This is a genomic window from Vibrio sp. 10N.222.55.C7, assembly GCF_041473335.1.
Classification (GTDB): domain Bacteria; phylum Pseudomonadota; class Gammaproteobacteria; order Enterobacterales; family Vibrionaceae; genus Vibrio; species Vibrio crassostreae_C.
The window spans coordinates 15,647-32,364 of sequence record NZ_JBFRSC010000007.1; the positions used below are offsets into that span (position 1 = coordinate 15,647).

The 16,718-nt window shown below is 43.4% G+C and carries 17 protein-coding genes and 1 pseudogene; all 18 read left to right on the forward strand.

What is annotated here, in order from left to right; all coding sequences use genetic code 11:
- The first annotated feature begins 256 nt into the window (after window positions 1-256).
- On the forward strand, window positions 257-808 hold the full coding sequence (locus AB4482_RS01630; RefSeq protein WP_017062970.1) for a single-stranded DNA-binding protein: 552 nt from the start codon (window positions 257-259) through the stop codon (window positions 806-808).
- Between the two features lie 173 nt (window positions 809-981).
- Complete coding sequence (csrD, locus tag AB4482_RS01635; RefSeq protein WP_017062969.1) at window positions 982-2,997, forward strand: RNase E specificity factor CsrD; 2,016 nt, start codon at window positions 982-984, stop codon at window positions 2,995-2,997.
- A gap of 2 nt (window positions 2,998-2,999) precedes the next feature.
- Window positions 3,000-4,442, forward strand: coding sequence for an MSHA biogenesis protein MshI (locus AB4482_RS01640; protein WP_017065934.1), 1,443 nt, complete (start codon window positions 3,000-3,002; stop codon window positions 4,440-4,442).
- Window positions 4,442-5,089, forward strand: a complete 648-nt coding sequence (gene pilO / locus AB4482_RS01645; protein ID WP_372180445.1) for a type 4a pilus biogenesis protein PilO — start codon at window positions 4,442-4,444, stop codon at window positions 5,087-5,089. Before AB4482_RS01640 ends, pilO begins: the two co-directional genes overlap by 1 nt.
- Window positions 5,082-5,414 carry a hypothetical protein gene (locus AB4482_RS01650; RefSeq protein ID WP_017061346.1) on the forward strand — a complete coding sequence of 111 codons (333 nt, stop codon included), beginning with the start codon at window positions 5,082-5,084 and terminating at the stop codon, window positions 5,412-5,414. The genes pilO and AB4482_RS01650 overlap by 8 nt, the downstream gene beginning before the upstream one ends.
- A gap of 15 nt (window positions 5,415-5,429) precedes the next feature.
- Window positions 5,430-7,067, forward strand: coding sequence for a pilus (MSHA type) biogenesis protein MshL (gene mshL / locus AB4482_RS01655; RefSeq protein ID WP_017065932.1), 1,638 nt, complete (start codon window positions 5,430-5,432; stop codon window positions 7,065-7,067).
- Window positions 7,068-7,120: 53 nt separating this feature from the next.
- Window positions 7,121-7,960, forward strand: coding sequence for an ExeA family protein (locus AB4482_RS01660; RefSeq protein ID WP_017061348.1), 840 nt, complete (start codon window positions 7,121-7,123; stop codon window positions 7,958-7,960).
- A gap of 2 nt (window positions 7,961-7,962) precedes the next feature.
- Window positions 7,963-9,138, forward strand: a complete 1,176-nt coding sequence (locus tag AB4482_RS01665) for a lipopolysaccharide assembly protein LapB (protein WP_017071536.1) — start codon at window positions 7,963-7,965, stop codon at window positions 9,136-9,138.
- A complete protein-coding gene (locus AB4482_RS01670) occupies window positions 9,128-10,852 on the forward strand; it encodes a GspE/PulE family protein (RefSeq protein WP_017061350.1) in 1,725 nt (574 codons plus the stop codon). Before AB4482_RS01665 ends, AB4482_RS01670 begins: the two co-directional genes overlap by 11 nt.
- A gap of 12 nt (window positions 10,853-10,864) precedes the next feature.
- Window positions 10,865-12,088: a type II secretion system F family protein gene (locus AB4482_RS01675; protein ID WP_017061351.1), complete on the forward strand. Its 1,224-nt coding sequence runs from the start codon at window positions 10,865-10,867 to the stop codon at window positions 12,086-12,088.
- A 3-nt stretch (window positions 12,089-12,091) separates the two neighbouring features.
- Window positions 12,092-12,547 (forward strand): MSHA biogenesis protein MshF, encoded by a 456-nt coding sequence (locus tag AB4482_RS01680; protein ID WP_102398233.1) that lies wholly within the window; start codon window positions 12,092-12,094, stop codon window positions 12,545-12,547.
- Between the two features lie 79 nt (window positions 12,548-12,626).
- Window positions 12,627-13,202: a prepilin-type N-terminal cleavage/methylation domain-containing protein gene (locus AB4482_RS01685; RefSeq protein ID WP_102332739.1), complete on the forward strand. Its 576-nt coding sequence runs from the start codon at window positions 12,627-12,629 to the stop codon at window positions 13,200-13,202.
- A gap of 35 nt (window positions 13,203-13,237) precedes the next feature.
- Window positions 13,238-13,714 carry a prepilin-type N-terminal cleavage/methylation domain-containing protein gene (locus tag AB4482_RS01690; RefSeq protein WP_017065930.1) on the forward strand — a complete coding sequence of 159 codons (477 nt, stop codon included), beginning with the start codon at window positions 13,238-13,240 and terminating at the stop codon, window positions 13,712-13,714.
- A 143-nt stretch (window positions 13,715-13,857) separates the two neighbouring features.
- Window positions 13,858-14,358, forward strand: a complete 501-nt coding sequence (locus AB4482_RS01695) for a prepilin-type N-terminal cleavage/methylation domain-containing protein (protein ID WP_017061355.1) — start codon at window positions 13,858-13,860, stop codon at window positions 14,356-14,358.
- Window positions 14,348-14,953 (forward strand): type II secretion system protein, encoded by a 606-nt coding sequence (locus AB4482_RS01700; RefSeq protein WP_017061356.1) that lies wholly within the window; start codon window positions 14,348-14,350, stop codon window positions 14,951-14,953. The genes AB4482_RS01695 and AB4482_RS01700 overlap by 11 nt, the downstream gene beginning before the upstream one ends.
- Window positions 14,953-15,720 carry a PilW family protein gene (locus tag AB4482_RS01705; protein ID WP_372180447.1) on the forward strand — a complete coding sequence of 256 codons (768 nt, stop codon included), beginning with the start codon at window positions 14,953-14,955 and terminating at the stop codon, window positions 15,718-15,720. Before AB4482_RS01700 ends, AB4482_RS01705 begins: the two co-directional genes overlap by 1 nt.
- Window positions 15,692-16,117: a hypothetical protein gene (locus tag AB4482_RS01710; protein ID WP_017061358.1), complete on the forward strand. Its 426-nt coding sequence runs from the start codon at window positions 15,692-15,694 to the stop codon at window positions 16,115-16,117. Before AB4482_RS01705 ends, AB4482_RS01710 begins: the two co-directional genes overlap by 29 nt.
- Window positions 16,107-16,718 (forward strand): annotated as a pseudogene (locus AB4482_RS01715) (LamG domain-containing protein); the annotation flags it as partial. The gene AB4482_RS01710 and the pseudogene AB4482_RS01715, both read left to right, overlap by 11 nt.

Below are 16,718 nucleotides of genomic sequence, written 5' to 3' on the forward strand. Positions count from 1 at the left end.
ATTAGATTCCACGTTGTCATGCAGGCTTTAGCTTCTCTAGCGCCTTGATAGTGACTTGCGTTGAATATCAATTATCAAAGTAAATGAGTGGTTTGTAAGTGGAGAAAAAAGCAACATCGCTCTGAATATCATGATTTGTTACGTTTTTATTCTTTGTAGTGAGGAGAGAATAGGAATGCGATTTATCACTGTAGAAAAGCATGCTATTCTTGTGCGCTAAAATTTTCTGAGACTATGAATTTAGACGGAGCAAATCATGGCTAGCCGTGGAGTTAACAAAGTTATATTAGTGGGTAACCTAGGTAATGACCCTGAAATTCGTTACATGCCAAATGGCGGCGCAGTAGCGAACATTACCATTGCAACGTCAGAGTCATGGCGTGATAAAGCAACTGGCGAGCAGCGTGAAAAAACAGAATGGCACCGTGTTGCTCTGTTTGGCAAGCTTGCGGAAGTTGCTGGTGAGTACCTACGTAAAGGTTCTCAAGTTTACATTGAAGGTCAACTTCAAACTCGTAAATGGCAAGATCAAAGCGGTCAAGATCGCTACACAACTGAAGTGGTTGTTCAAGGCTTCAATGGTGTAATGCAAATGCTTGGCGGCCGTGCTCAAGGTGGTGCTCCTGCTCAAGGTGGCATGGGTAACAACCAACAGCAAGGTGGTTGGGGTCAGCCACAGCAGCCACAGCAACAACAATACAGTGCTCCCGCTCAACAGCAGCCAAAAGCACCTCAACAAGCTCCTCAGCAGGCTCAACCTCAATATAATGAGCCGCCAATGGATTTTGATGATGACATCCCATTTTAGCAATTACCTGAGACCTAGTTTTTAATATATTATAAAGACAGTATTAAATTGGAAAAAGCCGCGTTCATCGCGGCTTTTTGTTACCTACAATTCTTAACGCTTTATTTACAACGTCAATTTATAGTATAAGTAGCAATACGGTATAATGTGAGTTGAAAAGGATTTCGTTATTCATGAGATATACCCCGACACTAAAATTGAGCACTCGATTGGTCGCATTTGTCACCGTGATAGTGATCAGCGCGATGTTCATTCTTTTTATTGGTGGCACACTTTCCTTTAAGCGTATTGGACAGGAATATTTAGACCATTATTTGGTTGGCATTGTCGACGTTGTAGATAAAGAGATGGAAGACCCTGACGCCGCGTATTCAATGCAGCGTTGGATGCCTAAGATGTTGCAGGCGAGCAATATTGTTGAGATGAAACTCTCGAACAAGACCGGCATCGTTTATCGTTTCAAAGATACCTCCCCACAAATTGATCCCAATCGTCTTTATGAGAAAAGCTTCATTTTAGAGCGTAATGAAGGCTACCGAATCGAATTTAAAGCACTTCCTCCTTATATTGGCTACAACTACTCAATGGAAGCGATGTGGTCAATTACTTTGGCTGTCGCATTGGTTCTGTTCTGTCTTGCTCGCGGTGTTCGTTGGTTGAAAGAACAACTCATGGGTTCTGAAATCTTGGAAGAGCGAGGAAGAATGATCTTGGCCGGTCAGGTTGAAGCTCATGCAAAGGGAGATGAGCGAGAGTGGCCTTATACCGCAAGCGAAGCCTTAGATGTATTGATTGAAGAGCTACAAGATGCTCGTCAAGAACGAAGTCGCTTTGATACCTTTATTCGTACCCATACTTTCCTAGACAAACTCACAGGCACGGCAAACCGAGTCTTATTCGATAACAAGCTTGAATCGGCACTGCATGAAAGTGGTGCTCGAGGCGGTGTGTTACTGATACGTATCGACGAATGGGAGCAAGTTAGTGATGCTAACGATAAGCAAACCACAGACGGCTTTATTATTGAAGTCGGTGAAGTACTGTCGAATATCGTTCAACGCTATCCCGATGTCATTTTTTCTCGCTATTACGAAGCGGACTTTGCTGTATTTATCCCTCATCAGGGCGCAAAAGATATTGCGACCTTGGCTGCTCAGTGTTTAAGGCAGTTAGATAAGCTAACTCCGCCAGAGCCTTTAGAGTCGGATAACTGGTGTCATATTGGTGTGACCATGTATACCGAAGGTGAGCGTCATAGCCAGATCATGGATGAAACGGAAACGGCACTAAAGAGTGCTCAGTTAGAGCGTATTAATAACTGGAGCCGTTACCCGAAAGAGAATAAGAATGAGCTTGATAGAGGCAGTGTTCGTTGGAGAACATTACTTGATAAAGCGCTGCTTCCTGAAAATTTAGTAATCTTTGCTCAGCGGTGTTATCTTATGCCGGAATCTGGTCAAGTTAATGAATTGCATAGAGAAATATTTACTAGAATTCAGGATCCTGACAAAGGTTTATTGAAATCGTCTCGATTTATGCCTGCGGTAGAGCAAGTGGGTTATCAAGCTCAAATGGACCAATCGGTTCTAAAGGTTGTGTTGAAATCGTTGAAAGAATCAACTCAACCTATCAACTATTCAGTGAATCTGAATGTTACCCCGTTTGCTAATAAACAGCACTTTAAGTGGTTTAGGAGTGAGTTGTTACAGCTCTCTGCTCAACACCGCTCTCAGCTTGCGTTTGAGTTTCCAGAAGGGCACTTGATTGCTCATCTTGATTATATGAGACCGGTGGCAAAGATGTTGCGAGGTTTAGGGTGTAAAGTTGTGGTTGGCCAAGCTGGGCGAACCATTGTTAGCACTCACTATATAAAGGATTTGAAGGTTAATTATATTAAGCTTCATCGAAGCCTAATAAAGAAAATCGACCAAAGGCATGAGAACCAACTGTTTGTTCGCAGCTTAATTGGGGCGTGTGGTGATTCTCCAACTCAAGTTATTGCCGTTGGAGTCGAGACAAAACAAGAAAAGAATACCTTGATAGAGTTAGGCATTAACGGCTATCAAGGGAGATATTTCGACGAAGAACAACAAATTATCCCTTTGCCTAATCAAGCAGAAAAAGCCGCGAAAGCGGAATCTGTTGTCAAAGTTGGACGAAGAAATCGATGGCGTAAGAGTAGTAGTTAAGAATGAATTTTAAAGCGATTTTAGACAAAATAAAGCCAACGAATAATAAAGGTAGCTCGCAAGTTGTCTTGCTGGGCAATGACGCCATTTATATTTCATCGACAGAACAAGATCCTCAAGTAGCCAGCATTCCCGTGGTTAATGGGGACTGGGAGAGTGCGCTAAAAAAATCGCTTAGCAGTGAGGCGTTTACCAGTAATAGCGTCCAACTGATTGTCTGTGCTAACTACTACCAAACCTACCAAATTGATAAACCGGACATTCCAGAGAGTGAATGGTCGGTAGCACTGCCTTTTTTACTCAAAGATCTTGTTTCAGAAAGAGTCACGGAAATTACTGCGAGTGCGGTCGCGTTACCAACGTCGAACAAGCTGCAAGTATATGTCCTGCCTAAAAAGCTGTTGGACAAGCTTTTGAATATCACGAATTCGGCTCAGGTTGAATTAATAGGTGTTGCTCCTGAAGATGAAATCTGGGGTTACAGTGCAGGCGAACTGTCTAATTTCATTCTTTTACAACGTAGCGTCAATTCACACTTTAAATTGGGTGCGTTTGTCGAAAATACCGTTTGTTTTCAAAGAACCATCCGCAGTGTTGTGCCACCTTTAACGGGTGTTGCGTCAAGTGCTCTGCAGTTAGATGGCCTCGCTTTAGAGCTTCAACGCTCGATTGATTACCTTTCTTCTCAAATTAAAGGCACCCAGCTTCACCAGCTTAAAATCTGTTGTGACGAAGAAGATGAAGCAGAGTTACAAAGTGCCTTAAACAGTACATTGAGCTCGACAGTTTCACTGTTGGTTGAAGGTGAGCGTGATAATTCAGAGAGTTTGTTGCTTAAACTTGCAGCTGAAAAAGAGACGTTTAAGGTCAATCTTTACCCTGAACACCTTAAGCCTAAAAAAGAATATTTTACGCTGACCAATGTTGTTGCGAGCTGGGGAGTAGTTTGTGTTTTGATGCTTGGTGGTTACTTCGCAATGCAGTATCAAGTTTCTAATCTAGATAAAGAGCTAACAGCCCTGCAACAAGACTCGAATCAACTTAACAAGCAAGTTAACCAATTGAATAGTAAGTTAACTCAGCATAAACCGTCTCCAGAGAAAGTCGCGGCGGTTGCGCGTCTCAAACGTGAGACTGAGGCTAAAAAAGAGGCTTTGAAGGCTGTTGGACAATACGACGAATCCCAACAAGTCGGGTATTCTGGCGTCATGAATTCCTTAGCTAAATTAGGCCGAAATGACATTTCTCTTTCGCACATCTACATGACCCACGATACTTTAGATCTTAGTGGCTTGGCTCGTAACGCAAATGTCGTTCCGAACTGGATTGGTCAGTTTAAAAGTGAGCTTAATTTAGTCGGACGCACTTTTGAAAAACTAAAAATTGGCCGTAATGATCAGGATGTGGTGACGTTTGAGCTAAGTACTCGTCGGGAGAGTAAATAATGCAGCAGTGGAACCAGCTGAGCGATAAGTTTCTTGCATTAAGTCAAAGAGAAAAATGGCTACTTTTTGTGTGTGGTTTTGTTGGCCTATCTATGTTGTTGTTCACCTTATTGGTTGAGCCTGCGTATCTCGATCTACAAGCTAAAAATGCCAAGGCGAGCAGCCTGACTCAATCGAATCAAAGGCAGCAAGGTGAGTTACTTGTTCTGCAAGCTCAGTTAAACAAAGACCCAGACAACGAAATTAATCGAGAGTACAAAAAGCTGCTGGTGGAGAGCCAAGATCTCTCTCTTCAGCTTTCTCAGATTGTTGATGGATTAATCACACCTTCTCAAATGTCGCAGTTACTGGAGAGCGTTCTTAACGCCGGTAATGGACTAAAGCTTGAATCGCTAGAGTCATTAAAACCAGAAGCGATTTCGAACAATAAAGAGACCAGCGAATATTCAGGCTACTTTCTTCACCCTGTAAGAATGGAGCTAACCGGCAGTTACTTTGATATCTCAGCTTACCTTCAAGCACTTGAGTCTCTACCTGTGAGTTACTACTGGCGCACATTTGAATACTCAGTAGAAGAATATCCTAAAGCTCGACTGGTGTTCGAGGTTTACACATTAGGTACTAGACAGGAGTTTATCGGTGGTTAGAACTCTTTTGTTGTCCTTGCTATTTAGTAGCTCTTTTGTGTGGGCTGAGCAAGATCCCACGGCGCCATTAGGCTGGCTTTCACCTCAACAGAAAACGGCGCCTGCTAAGAAAGCACCAACTCGTTATCGCTTGCCTTCTTTAGAAAGCATCGTGTGTAAGGGAGATACGCCTTGCTATGCGATTATGAATGGTCAGATTCTCGGACAAGGGGAAACGATCAGAGGGTACCGAGTTAAGAACATAGATCCAGAATACGTCACTCTGCAGAGAAGCTCTAAGCAGTGGAAATTAGAGATGTTCTCTTTAGATGTTAAGAATAATTAAGGTTAGAGTGAAGACATGCGTAAACTTGTAGTAGCAATCCTAGTGTCATCTTTAGTCGGCTGTTCGATGGGGCATAGAGATCCTGTTGAGATTAAAGAGTCTTTAAACGAATCAATTAATGAAGCCAATAGCAGAGCGCTTCATGAGCTGCCTTCGTCGGTTCAAGATGACCTTATGCCTCAGCTTAATTCTGACTCGATGTCTCCGGGGATGGAAACGGTTAAGCGTTTTCGTATTCAGGCAAAAGGCGTTGAAGCGAGAACTTTTTTTGCCAGCTTAGTGAAAGGTACGGAATATAGTGCGGCTATTCACCCAAGTGTGTCTGGAAACCTTACGCTTAATCTAACGGACGTGACGTTAGATGAGGTACTGGCTGTTGCTCAAGATATGTATGGCTACGATATTGAAAAGCGTGGCAAAGTGATTCAAGTTTATCCTGCCGGTCTTCGCACCGTAACGATCCCTGTCGATTACTTACAAGTTAAGCGTTCTGGTCGCTCACTAACGACGATCACCACCGGCACGATCTCTAACTCAGATTCGAATTCATCGAGCTCTTCAAACTCGAACTCAAACTCGTCAAATTCATCTAACTCTTCTAATTCATCAAACTCGACATCGAATGGTGGTACAGAGATTGAAACGACCTCTGAAAGTGATTTTTGGCCACAGCTTGAAGCGGCGGTTGCTCACTTAATTGGCTCGGGCGATGGGCAAAGCGTTGTCGTGACCCCGCAAGCGAGTGTGATTACAGTGCGTGCTTACCCTGACGAAATTCGTGAGGTTCGAGAGTTCTTAGGTATTTCTCAAAAACGCCTGCAGCGTCAAGTTATCCTAGAAGCCAAAATCATGGAAGTAACCTTGAGTGATGGTTACCAACAAGGTATTAGCTGGTCTAATTTATCTAAGTCGATTGGCAGCGGCGGTGTGGTAATTGATCGACCTGGTGGAACTTTGCCTCCATTAGATGCGATCAGCTCTTTGTTAGGCGGGCAAACCAACGTAACGATCTCAGATGGCAGTTTTGAAGCGGTATTGAGCTTTATGGATACTCAAGGTGACCTGAACGTTCTATCAAGCCCACGAGTCACAGCTGCAAACAACCAGAAAGCGGTTATCAAAGTGGGTACTGACGAATACTACGTGACGGATTTATCTAGCGCGGTAGGCAGTGGTGACAACGCGAACGTCGCACCTGAGGTTGAGTTAACTCCGTTCTTTTCGGGTATCTCCTTAGATGTGACCCCTCAGATAGATGATAAAGGTAGCGTATTCTTACATGTTCACCCAGCCGTTATTGAGGTCGAGGAAGAAGTGAAAGAGCTCAACCTTGGTTCTACAACGGGTGTGGTGCAGCTTCCTTTGGCGAAAAGCTCTATTCGTGAGTCTGACTCAGTGATTCGAGCTCGAGATGGCGATGTGGTTGTTATTGGTGGTTTGATGAAATCCAACACCAGTGATGTGACCTCTAAAGTTCCATTCCTCGGTGATATTCCAGCCTTAGGTCATTTGTTCCGTAATACCAATCAGTTAACGCAAAAAACTGAGCTCGTGATCTTGCTTAAGCCAACGATCGTGGGTGTGAATACTTGGCAAAATGAGTTGGAGCGTTCACGTGATCTTCTTCAGCAGTGGTTCCCTGATGAAGAGTAATTGCTTACTTTCTCAATATAGAGTGGCAGTGTCTCACTAAGCTAGGTCGTCGTATGTATCAAGCTCACTTTGGTTTTGAACAACTGCCATTTACCTTAACGCCGAATACCGATTTCTTCTATGGTTTAGCGCCTCATTTCGAAGCGATTCAGACGGTAATCTCGGCGTTGGAAATGGGCGAGGGCGTGATTAAGGTGACCGGAGAGGTAGGCACTGGAAAAACCATGGTTTGCCGGATGTTGGTCAATCACCTACATGACTGTACAGCTCTGATCTACTTACCAAACCCTGTGTTATCAGGGGCAGACTTGCGCCAGGCGGTTGCAACAGAGCTTGGTTTAGCTGTCGATAATGAAGCAACCTTGGTTGATAACATTCAGCATAAGCTCATTGAATTGCACAATTCTGGTTTAAGAGTGGTGGCTATTCTTGATGAAGCTCAGGCTCTATCGGATGAAGCGCTCGAAACATTAAGGTTGTTTGGTAACCTTGAAACGGAAGATAAAAAACTGCTGCAGATTGTTCTATTAGGTCAGCCAGAATTGGATGCTCGATTAGAGGCTTATCACCTAAGGCAGTTTCGCCAAAGAATCACATTTAGTTCGACACTGAGACCGCTGAATCTCGATGAAACGGTGGCTTATATTGATAATCGAATCGCTAAATCTGGTGGCAGTCCTGAGTTATTCAGCTTGAATCAAAAAAAGGCGATCTGTCGTTCGTCGTTAGGTATCCCTAGATTGATAAACCAACTTTGCCATAAGGCTCTATTGCTTTCGTTCAGTGAAGATAAGAAAAGTATCGACAACCAACATCTTTTTTCAGCTATGCATGAAACGTACGATGTGTGTAAGCCTAAATTTAAAACGCCAATACTGTGGGGTTGGAATTAATTATGAGCGTCATTAACAACGCCTTGTCTGAATTGGCAAAGAAAAAGTCAGCGACTTCGATTGAAGCGGCAGTCGTACCTAAAGTAAAAACGCGTTCCCCCCTAGTTTGGGTTGTTGCAGGTTTTACTTTGAGCTTAGCGATGGGCGGTTGGGCGATATCGCAAGGCCCTGTGATTGATCAGTCTATTGTTGAGCAGTCAATCTCAACTCGAGATTTACAGGTTCAAGTCTCTGTCGTTGATGATTCAAATGGCATTCAGGAAGTTGCTCAACCTATCTCATCGCCAACTAAGAAATTGGTGACACTAGACTCTGCGATCCTTTCAACAGAAAACACTGCGATGGCAAAAAGCGCTCAATCTAAGCCTAGTGTTTCCGAATCAGTTGTTATGTCTGCCCCAAAAGCGACAAAACAACAAACACCGGCTAAACCTCTAAGCACGCCTAAAACGATTAGGACTGACATCCCCCAACCAGTTTACGTTGCTAGTGTGGCCAAAAAAGATCCTGCGTCTATCTCTAATGAGCCTATAACCTCTGGTGGTTCAGAAAATAGCGGAATGTTGATCGAGCAGGTTGAGTTAACTCCGGAACAGCTATCTGTGAATGCACAAGGTCGAGCTCAGAAAGCGCTTGATGCGAACGATCTTACTGGTGCGTTGAAAGGTTATACCGAGGCGCTGCGTTATACCCCAAGAAATGAAGATGTCCGTCAGAAACTTGCGATTCTCTATTTTGGTAAAGGCGATACTCGCAAAGCCTATGAGCTTTATCAGTCTGGTATCAAGCTCAACATCAACAGTGAAAAACTGCGTTTAGGGTTATCAAAACTGCTGGTAAAAGCGAATCAATCAGAAGCGGCTTTAAGTCCGTTAATACATTTACCACCGAACCCTACCCAAAATTATTTGGCGATGCGTGCGGCCTTGAGTCAAAAGAGTCAGCAAGAAGAAGTGGCATTGGAAAGTTACCAAAAGTTGGTTGAGGTCGATTCAGATAATGCTCGCTGGTGGTTAGGCTTAGCGATTCAGCAAGAACGTCAACTCGATTTCACAGCTGCTAAAGCGTCATACCAAGGTGCGTTAACCAGAGTCGGTATCTCATCTCAATCACAAAGCTTTGTGCGTGACCGGTTAAAAATACTCAATGCTTTAGAGGAGAGCGGCGATGCAAATTAGATTAAGAAAAAGACTTGGTGATTTGCTTGTCGAAGAAGGCATTATCACTGAGGCTCAAGTTGAACAAGCACTGGCCGCTCAGAAAAGTACTGGGCGTAAGCTGGGTGATGCGCTAATTGAGCTTGGCTTCTTGTCAGAACAGCAAATGCTGAGCTTTTTGTCGCAGCAGTTAGCGATTCCTCTTATTGATTTAAGCCGAGCCGTTGTCGATGTTGAAGCAGTACAGCTTTTACCCGAAGTACATGCTCGTCGCCTTCGTGCATTGGTTATTGGACGCCAAGGTGACACTTTGCGTGTTGCAATGAGTGACCCAGCCGATCTGTTTGCCCAAGAGTCTTTGCTTGGTCAGCTCGGCGATTACGCGCTGGAATTCGTTGTTGCTCAAGAAAGGCAATTGGTTGATGGCTTCGATCGCTATTATCGAAGAACCAAAGAGATTGCCTCGTTTGCTGAGCAACTTCACGCTGAACACCAAGTTAATGATGCCTTTGATTTCGATATCGCTGAAGAAGACAGTGATGAAGTTACCGTCGTTAAGCTGATCAACTCGCTATTTGAAGATGCTATTCAGGTTGGCGCTTCGGATATTCATATCGAGCCAGATTCAAACGTATTGCGTCTTCGTCAGCGTATTGATGGTGTGCTGCATGAAACATTGCTGAATGAGGTGAATATTGCTTCGGCACTTGTACTGCGCTTGAAGCTGATGGCAAACCTCGATATTTCAGAGAAACGTCTTCCTCAAGACGGCCGATTTAATATCCGAGCTAAAGGTCAGTCGGTTGATATTCGTATGTCGACCATGCCAGTACAGCACGGTGAATCAGTGGTTATGCGTCTTCTTAACCAGTCAGCAGGCCTACGTAAACTAGAAGAGTCGGGCATACCGAGTGATCTGTTGGTTCGTCTGCGTCAACAATTGCGCCGTCCACATGGCATGATTTTGGTTACCGGCCCAACCGGCTCAGGTAAAACAACAACCTTATACGGCGCGTTAAGTGAATTAAACGAACCGGGTAAAAAGATCATTACTGCGGAAGACCCGGTGGAATACCGCCTACCTCGTGTGAATCAAGTTCAGGTAAACCCTAAGATCAATCTCGATTTCTCTACTATCTTGAGAACCTTTCTACGTCAGGATCCCGATATTATTCTTATCGGTGAGATGCGTGACCACGAAACCGTTGAGATAGGCTTGAGAGCTGCACTGACCGGCCACTTAGTATTAAGTACGTTACATACCAATGATGCGGTAGACAGCGCGTTGCGTATGATGGATATGGGTGCTCCGGGTTACTTGGTCGCGAGCGCTGTTCGAGCAGTAGTCGCACAGCGATTAGTTCGTAAAGTGTGTACAGATTGTAAGGTTGAGGATGAGTTAGATGAACCTCGCAAGCAATGGCTGAGCGTCCGTTTCCCTAACCAAGTAGGTGTGCCGTTTATGAAAGGCCGTGGTTGCCAGAACTGTAACTTAACCGGTTACCGCGGGCGAATTGGTGTATTTGAAATGTTGGAGCTAGAGCAAAACATGATGGATGCGCTGAGAGCTAATGATGCGGTAGGTTTTGCTCAAAAGGCGAGACAGTCTGAAAACTATAAACCGTTATTGGCTTCTGCGATGGAATTGGCTCTGCAAGGTGTCGTGAGTCTTGATGAGATAATGCATCTTGGCGAAGGTGATGCGTCCGGTGCCACTGACCCAATTTATCTGTAGGGGTAGAATGATATGCCAACGTATCGTTATGTAGGTCGCAGCTCTGATGGTAGTCAAGTAAGTGGGCAATTAGACGCGAATAACGAAGATCTTGCTGCTGAAAGCTTGATGAGTAAAGGGATCATTCCAACCTCTATCAAACTGGGCAAAAGTGGTGGTTCAGTCTTAGATATGGATGTATCGAGTCTGTTCTTTCCGAGTGTACCGTTAGAGGTGTTGGTTCTGTTTTGTCGACAGTTATACAGCCTAACCAAAGCGGGTGTACCACTATTAAGATCGATGAAAGGCCTCACTCAAAACTGCGAAAATAAGCAGCTGAAAGCCGCCTTGGAAGAGGTGGTTGCTGAGCTAACCAATGGTCGCGGCTTAGCGGCGTCAATGCAGATGCACCCAAAGGTATTCAGTCCGTTGTTTGTCTCGATGATTGGCGTTGGTGAAAACACAGGCCGTCTAGATCAGGCTTTACTGCAATTAGCTGGATATTACGAACAAGAAGTTGAGACTCGCAAACGAATTAAGACTGCGATGCGTTACCCAACATTCGTGATCAGTTTTATCTTGATTGCAATGTTCATTCTTAACATCAAGGTTATTCCACAGTTCTCAAGCATGTTTGCGCGCTTTGGTGTCGACTTGCCGCTGCCTACTCGTATCTTGATTGGTATGTCTGAGTTCTTTGTGAATTACTGGGGCTTAATGCTTGGAGTGATCTTTGGTCTTATCTTCGCTTTTAAAGCTTGGGTGAAGACAGACAAAGGCTTGGAAAAGTGGGATCGATTACGCTTAAAAATGCCGGTCATTGGCGGGGTAGTGAATCGAGCACTGTTGTCACGCTTCTCGCGTACTTTTGCTTTGATGCTTAAAGCGGGTGTTCCACTGAACCAGTCGCTAGCGCTTTCGGCGGAAGCTTTAGATAACCGTTTTCTAGAGTTGCGAGTTCAAGCCATGAAATCGGCCATTGAAGCCGGTAGTACGGTTTCGTCGACCGCGATTAACAGCGAAATTTTCACACCGCTCGTGATACAAATGATCTCCGTCGGTGAAGAGACGGGTCGTATTGATGAGCTATTACTTGAAGTGGCTGATTTTTATGACCGCGAAGTCGATTACGATCTGAAAACCTTAACCGCCAGAATTGAACCCATTTTGTTAACCATCGTTGCAGGCATGGTGCTGATTTTGGCGCTAGGTATCTTCTTGCCGATGTGGGGAATGTTGGATGCGATCAAAGGCTAGGGAATGCTAAATAACCTACAACGCTCACGTTTTGTTATTTGGACAGTGGTTATTCTTTTTCTTATTGTCGGTGTGCTTTCGGCATTCAAAACGGTAGAAGAAGAAGCGACTAACACGGCATTTATCGTCGCGAGCAAGCGGATTTTAGAGCAAGCCAATTTGTTCAAACAGCAGTATTTGTTATCGGGTGCTGGGCAAGAAGAAGGCTCGGAACCCCCAAAGATCTACAGCAGAACTGGGTGGGTAATGCCTATCCAAGGTACGGAGCGAGACTGTAATTATTGGCTGGATCAATTATATCCTCAAGGGAGCATTTTAGGGCTAAGCTCTCCAAGAGTTGAAGATAAAAGTGACAACAGACACTTTCACTGTAGTTATCATTATACTGATAAATATCAGGTAGATATATTACTTGAAAGAGAAAAGTTTAGTGTAAAAGCCAATATTTTGGCTTTGTGAAAATATTGACAGTTTTAGTATGGTTTTATACGTGCGCGAATGTATAATGCGCGTTAATAATTAGATGAGTAGGTAGAAAATGCTTAAGAATCAAAAGGGTTTCTCCCTTGTCGAATTAGTGATAGTGATCGTAGTTGTTGGTTTATTGGCGGTCGCTGCGTTGCCTCGTTTTCTTGATGTGACGGATGAAGCCAAGAAATCCAGTATTGAAGGTGTCGCTGGTGGCTTTGCAACGGCTGTTTTGTCAGCAAGAGCACAATGGGAAGCGGAAGCAAGGCCGTCAGAGAAGATAGGTGTTGAAACATACAATACTGTAAACTATGATGGTGTTGATTTTTGGTTAACAAGATCAAAAAACAGTAACAACGTCGAGACCGACTTTCGTGATGGCTATCCGTGGACGCTGAACAATAATTCGAGCACTGCTCCACAAGATATTTCAGACCAAACATGTTCTGAGTTGATGGAAAACTTGCTGCAAAATCCACCTAAAGTAGGTGCGGTTTCAGATGTAGCGAACGACTCAAACTACAAGTATTCAGCGCAAGCAAATTCTGGTGATGCAACCTGTACTTACGTTCAATTAGAAGGTAGTACCGAGCATGAATTTGTTTACGAAATTAAAACTGGTCGTGTGACCGTAACTTTGCAGTAAGTCTGCGTAAAATTAAACATAGAGAGAGCTTAACTATGAAAAGACAAGGCGGTTTCACCCTAATCGAACTAGTGGTTGTAATTGTTATTCTAGGTATTCTTGCTGTAACTGCGGCGCCGCGTTTCCTAAACCTGCAATCTGATGCTCGTTCGGCTTCTTTGCAAGGGCTGAAAGGTGCTATGGCTGGAGCTGCTGGCATAGTATATGGTACTGCTGCTATTAATGGCGAAGAAACTCAACCGACTGTAACTGCAGCTTCAAGTGCAAGTGGCGTTAACCTAGTGTTTGGTTACCCAGAAGCTTCTGCTGATGGTATTGGTGCTGCTGTTGATGGTTTGGCTGCAGGTGGAGATTTTAACTTAATCCCTAGTCACGTTAGTCAAGCTGCTGCAACTGTTGTATATGGTTTTGCTGGTGACACTGCGACAGATTCAACTTGTGTTGTGACTTATACCACTCAAGCATCTGCAAGTGCTCCGACAATTACTTCTCCTGACGCTGACGCGTGTTAATTTTATTTTAGAATGTAAAGGCCAGCACCTGCTGGCCTTTTTTCTATCTATAGCACATAAATGTTATAACTATTCATATACATACGATCGTACGCTTCGTTATCTTGTATAATCAGTATTCGCTATGCAGTTAGAGGCTCATTATGGATAACAGCCCCAAATCTAATGGCTTTACTTTGGTAGAGCTTGTTATCGTTATTATATTGATTGGTATTGTTTCCTTGTTTGCATCTAGCCGTTATGTGAGCTCCTCTTCCTTTTCAACCTACCTTGTTCAAAGCGAAGTATTAGCCTCATTGCGATTAGTTCAAAATCGTGCGATGAATCGTGCTGGTTATTGTAACCGTTGGCTGTTAAATCCAAGCCAGACTCAAGCTATTCAAGTATCTCCTTCTAGTACTGAAGATATTTGTTCTGAGGCATTCCCTTCTGACGTTACGGATTCCAGCTTTGTTGACGGAACACAGAATAAAGTGGCCTTTAAGCTACAAACTGATACCAATGTTTCGTACCTTGATTTTGATAGATTAGGCCGATCTCAGCAATGTTTAGTGTCGAATTGTCAGCTTGAGATCTCTTCGACTGTTAATGATGATTCAATTTCAGTGTGTATTAATACTGAAGGGTATATCTATGGATGCTAAACAAAAAATCCGCCCCCAAGGCTTTTCCCTAATAGAAATGATCGTTGTGATTACCCTTATTGGTTTTGCTTTAGCTGGACTTACCGCGTCTTTGTACCCGCGTTCAATTCAGACCGCAGAACAAATAACATCAGTTAAAGCTGCTGATCTTGGTCGCTCAGTACTTGATGAAGTAATGGGGCGCGGGTACGACCAATTTTCAGGCGTGAACGGAGGAGTGCCTGAATGTGCAGTCTCAACAATTTCAACCCCAGCTCAACAACTGTGCACGTTACCCAATGATTTGGGACCTGACATCGGAGAAACTGACGCTAATGGTAACTTGGTAAAGAGCTTAGCTAATGATGTTGATGATTTTCATGGTTTAAGAGGACGTGTTGAAGATGTTCTTGATAGCGATCTCAGTGATGCGGGTTATCGCAATTTCAATGTCGAAATCGATGTGTTTTATGATACTGCTGTTGTTAATGACGATACGGTGATGATGTCTGGAAAGCCATCTATTATCCGAACGCACTACAAGAGGGTTGAAGTTGTGATTATTGACTCTCAGGGTAATCGCTATCCTTTTTCTGCGATTAAAGGGAATTTCTAATGCGTGGTTTTACACTGATAGAGATGATTATTACTATTCTTCTGCTTTCTATTGTAGGTCTATTTTTGGGAAATGTTATTCAACAGGGTATGGGGATTTATGTTGATAGCACCGCTCGTGAAGCTTTGATACAACAAGGTAAATTTGTCACGGAGCGAATGACTCGAGAATTAAGAGAAGCCGTCCCTAACAGTATTTTGATTGAAAATGATTGTATTGAATTTTTGCCGATTATCAATAGTGCGATTTATCAAGAACTTCCGGCACCAGAGGCAAAATCAGCAGTGATACGAATATTGCCAATAGACAAAAGCATTTCTCAAGGGGAGCGAGTTATTGTTTACCCTAACGACCCGAATACGATGCGTCTTGATCCAACGACAGAAGGTCAAATTGCAGAGGTAAAAGAGAATGTTGACTTTAATACCTCTGCTGCAGTGATGGTTGACGTTGAGTTAACGCAAACTACAGGTTTTGAGATTAGCTCTCCAGGTAAACGCCTTTATTTTTATCTTTCTCCCGTAGCTTATTGTCACGTCAATTCTAGTATTTTTCGTTATGCTAATTACGCCTTGTCTCGCTCATTACTCTCTCCAGAAGCATTAGGCAATGGCGTATTAATGGCTGAAAATGTAAAAAACGCAGATTTTCAAAACTTAGCACATGAATTGCAAAGAAATGGGCTAATTAGACTTGAAATGTTGTTTGTTGATAAAGGAGAGGAAATTCAATTTGTCCATGATGCCCTTATCTATAATGCCCCGTAAACAATCGGGGAGTGGTTTAATCCTAGTTATATTCATACTAGTGGTTATGGCTTCGGTTGCTATGGTTGCCAATCAAAATCAAGAACGTAACAGTGATCAATTAATTTCAAGCCTGATTGGTACTCGGGCTGAAATGGCCGCGCGATCTGGTGCACAAATAGACATTAGCCGATTTTATCAAACCACGACAGAAGGTAGTTGTCATGCTTCTACCACCCAAAGCATAAGCTTTTCAGGTGAAGGGCTAGCTCAATGTGGGGCGGAAGTCAGTTGTCAGTCTATTGGAGTTTTAGACAACGGTATCAATGTATATCAACTAATCTCGAAAGGAAGTTGTTCGGTTGGAAGCTTGGTTTTACAACGAATAGTAGAGGTTGGTATTCGAGATGATAATTAGATTTTTTTTCATATTAGTGCTACTTAACGTCTCTTTTTCATCATTAGCTACGGATTATGTCCTTCAAGTGAACCGTCCCACTTGTACTAGTAATAGCTGGTCCGTTAACGGCAACCAATATAAATGTAATTATGGCATCGTTAAGCTTGGTAAAGGGGATACTCTTTCATCTGATATTGATGCTGTATTAATTGCAGACGGTGGCTTTCAATTTGAAGGCAAGAACAAAGTAGGAAATTCGTCCGCCACAATCGATCTAGAAGCGAGTTATGGTGATTTTGAGTGGAAAAGTTACTCAACCAACCTTTCAGAGCTGTTTGGTAGCTTTGTTGGTAATAGTACACCTGTTGATTTTGATTCAGTATCTGTTGAGGGCTTTATTGAGACTGGAGGTGATATTGAAATCCACAATAGCAATGTTGTGGGGGCTATTGACTCTAAAAACAACGAGGTAGAGATATCTGACTCTAAAGTCTCCGGTAACATTACCGCGAGCAATGAGGTGGAGTTGAGCCATTCTGAGGTAGATGGAGATATAAGTAGTAAAAATTCCCTTATAACGATTGAAAGTTCCGAAGTTCAAGGGAATATTTCAACTACA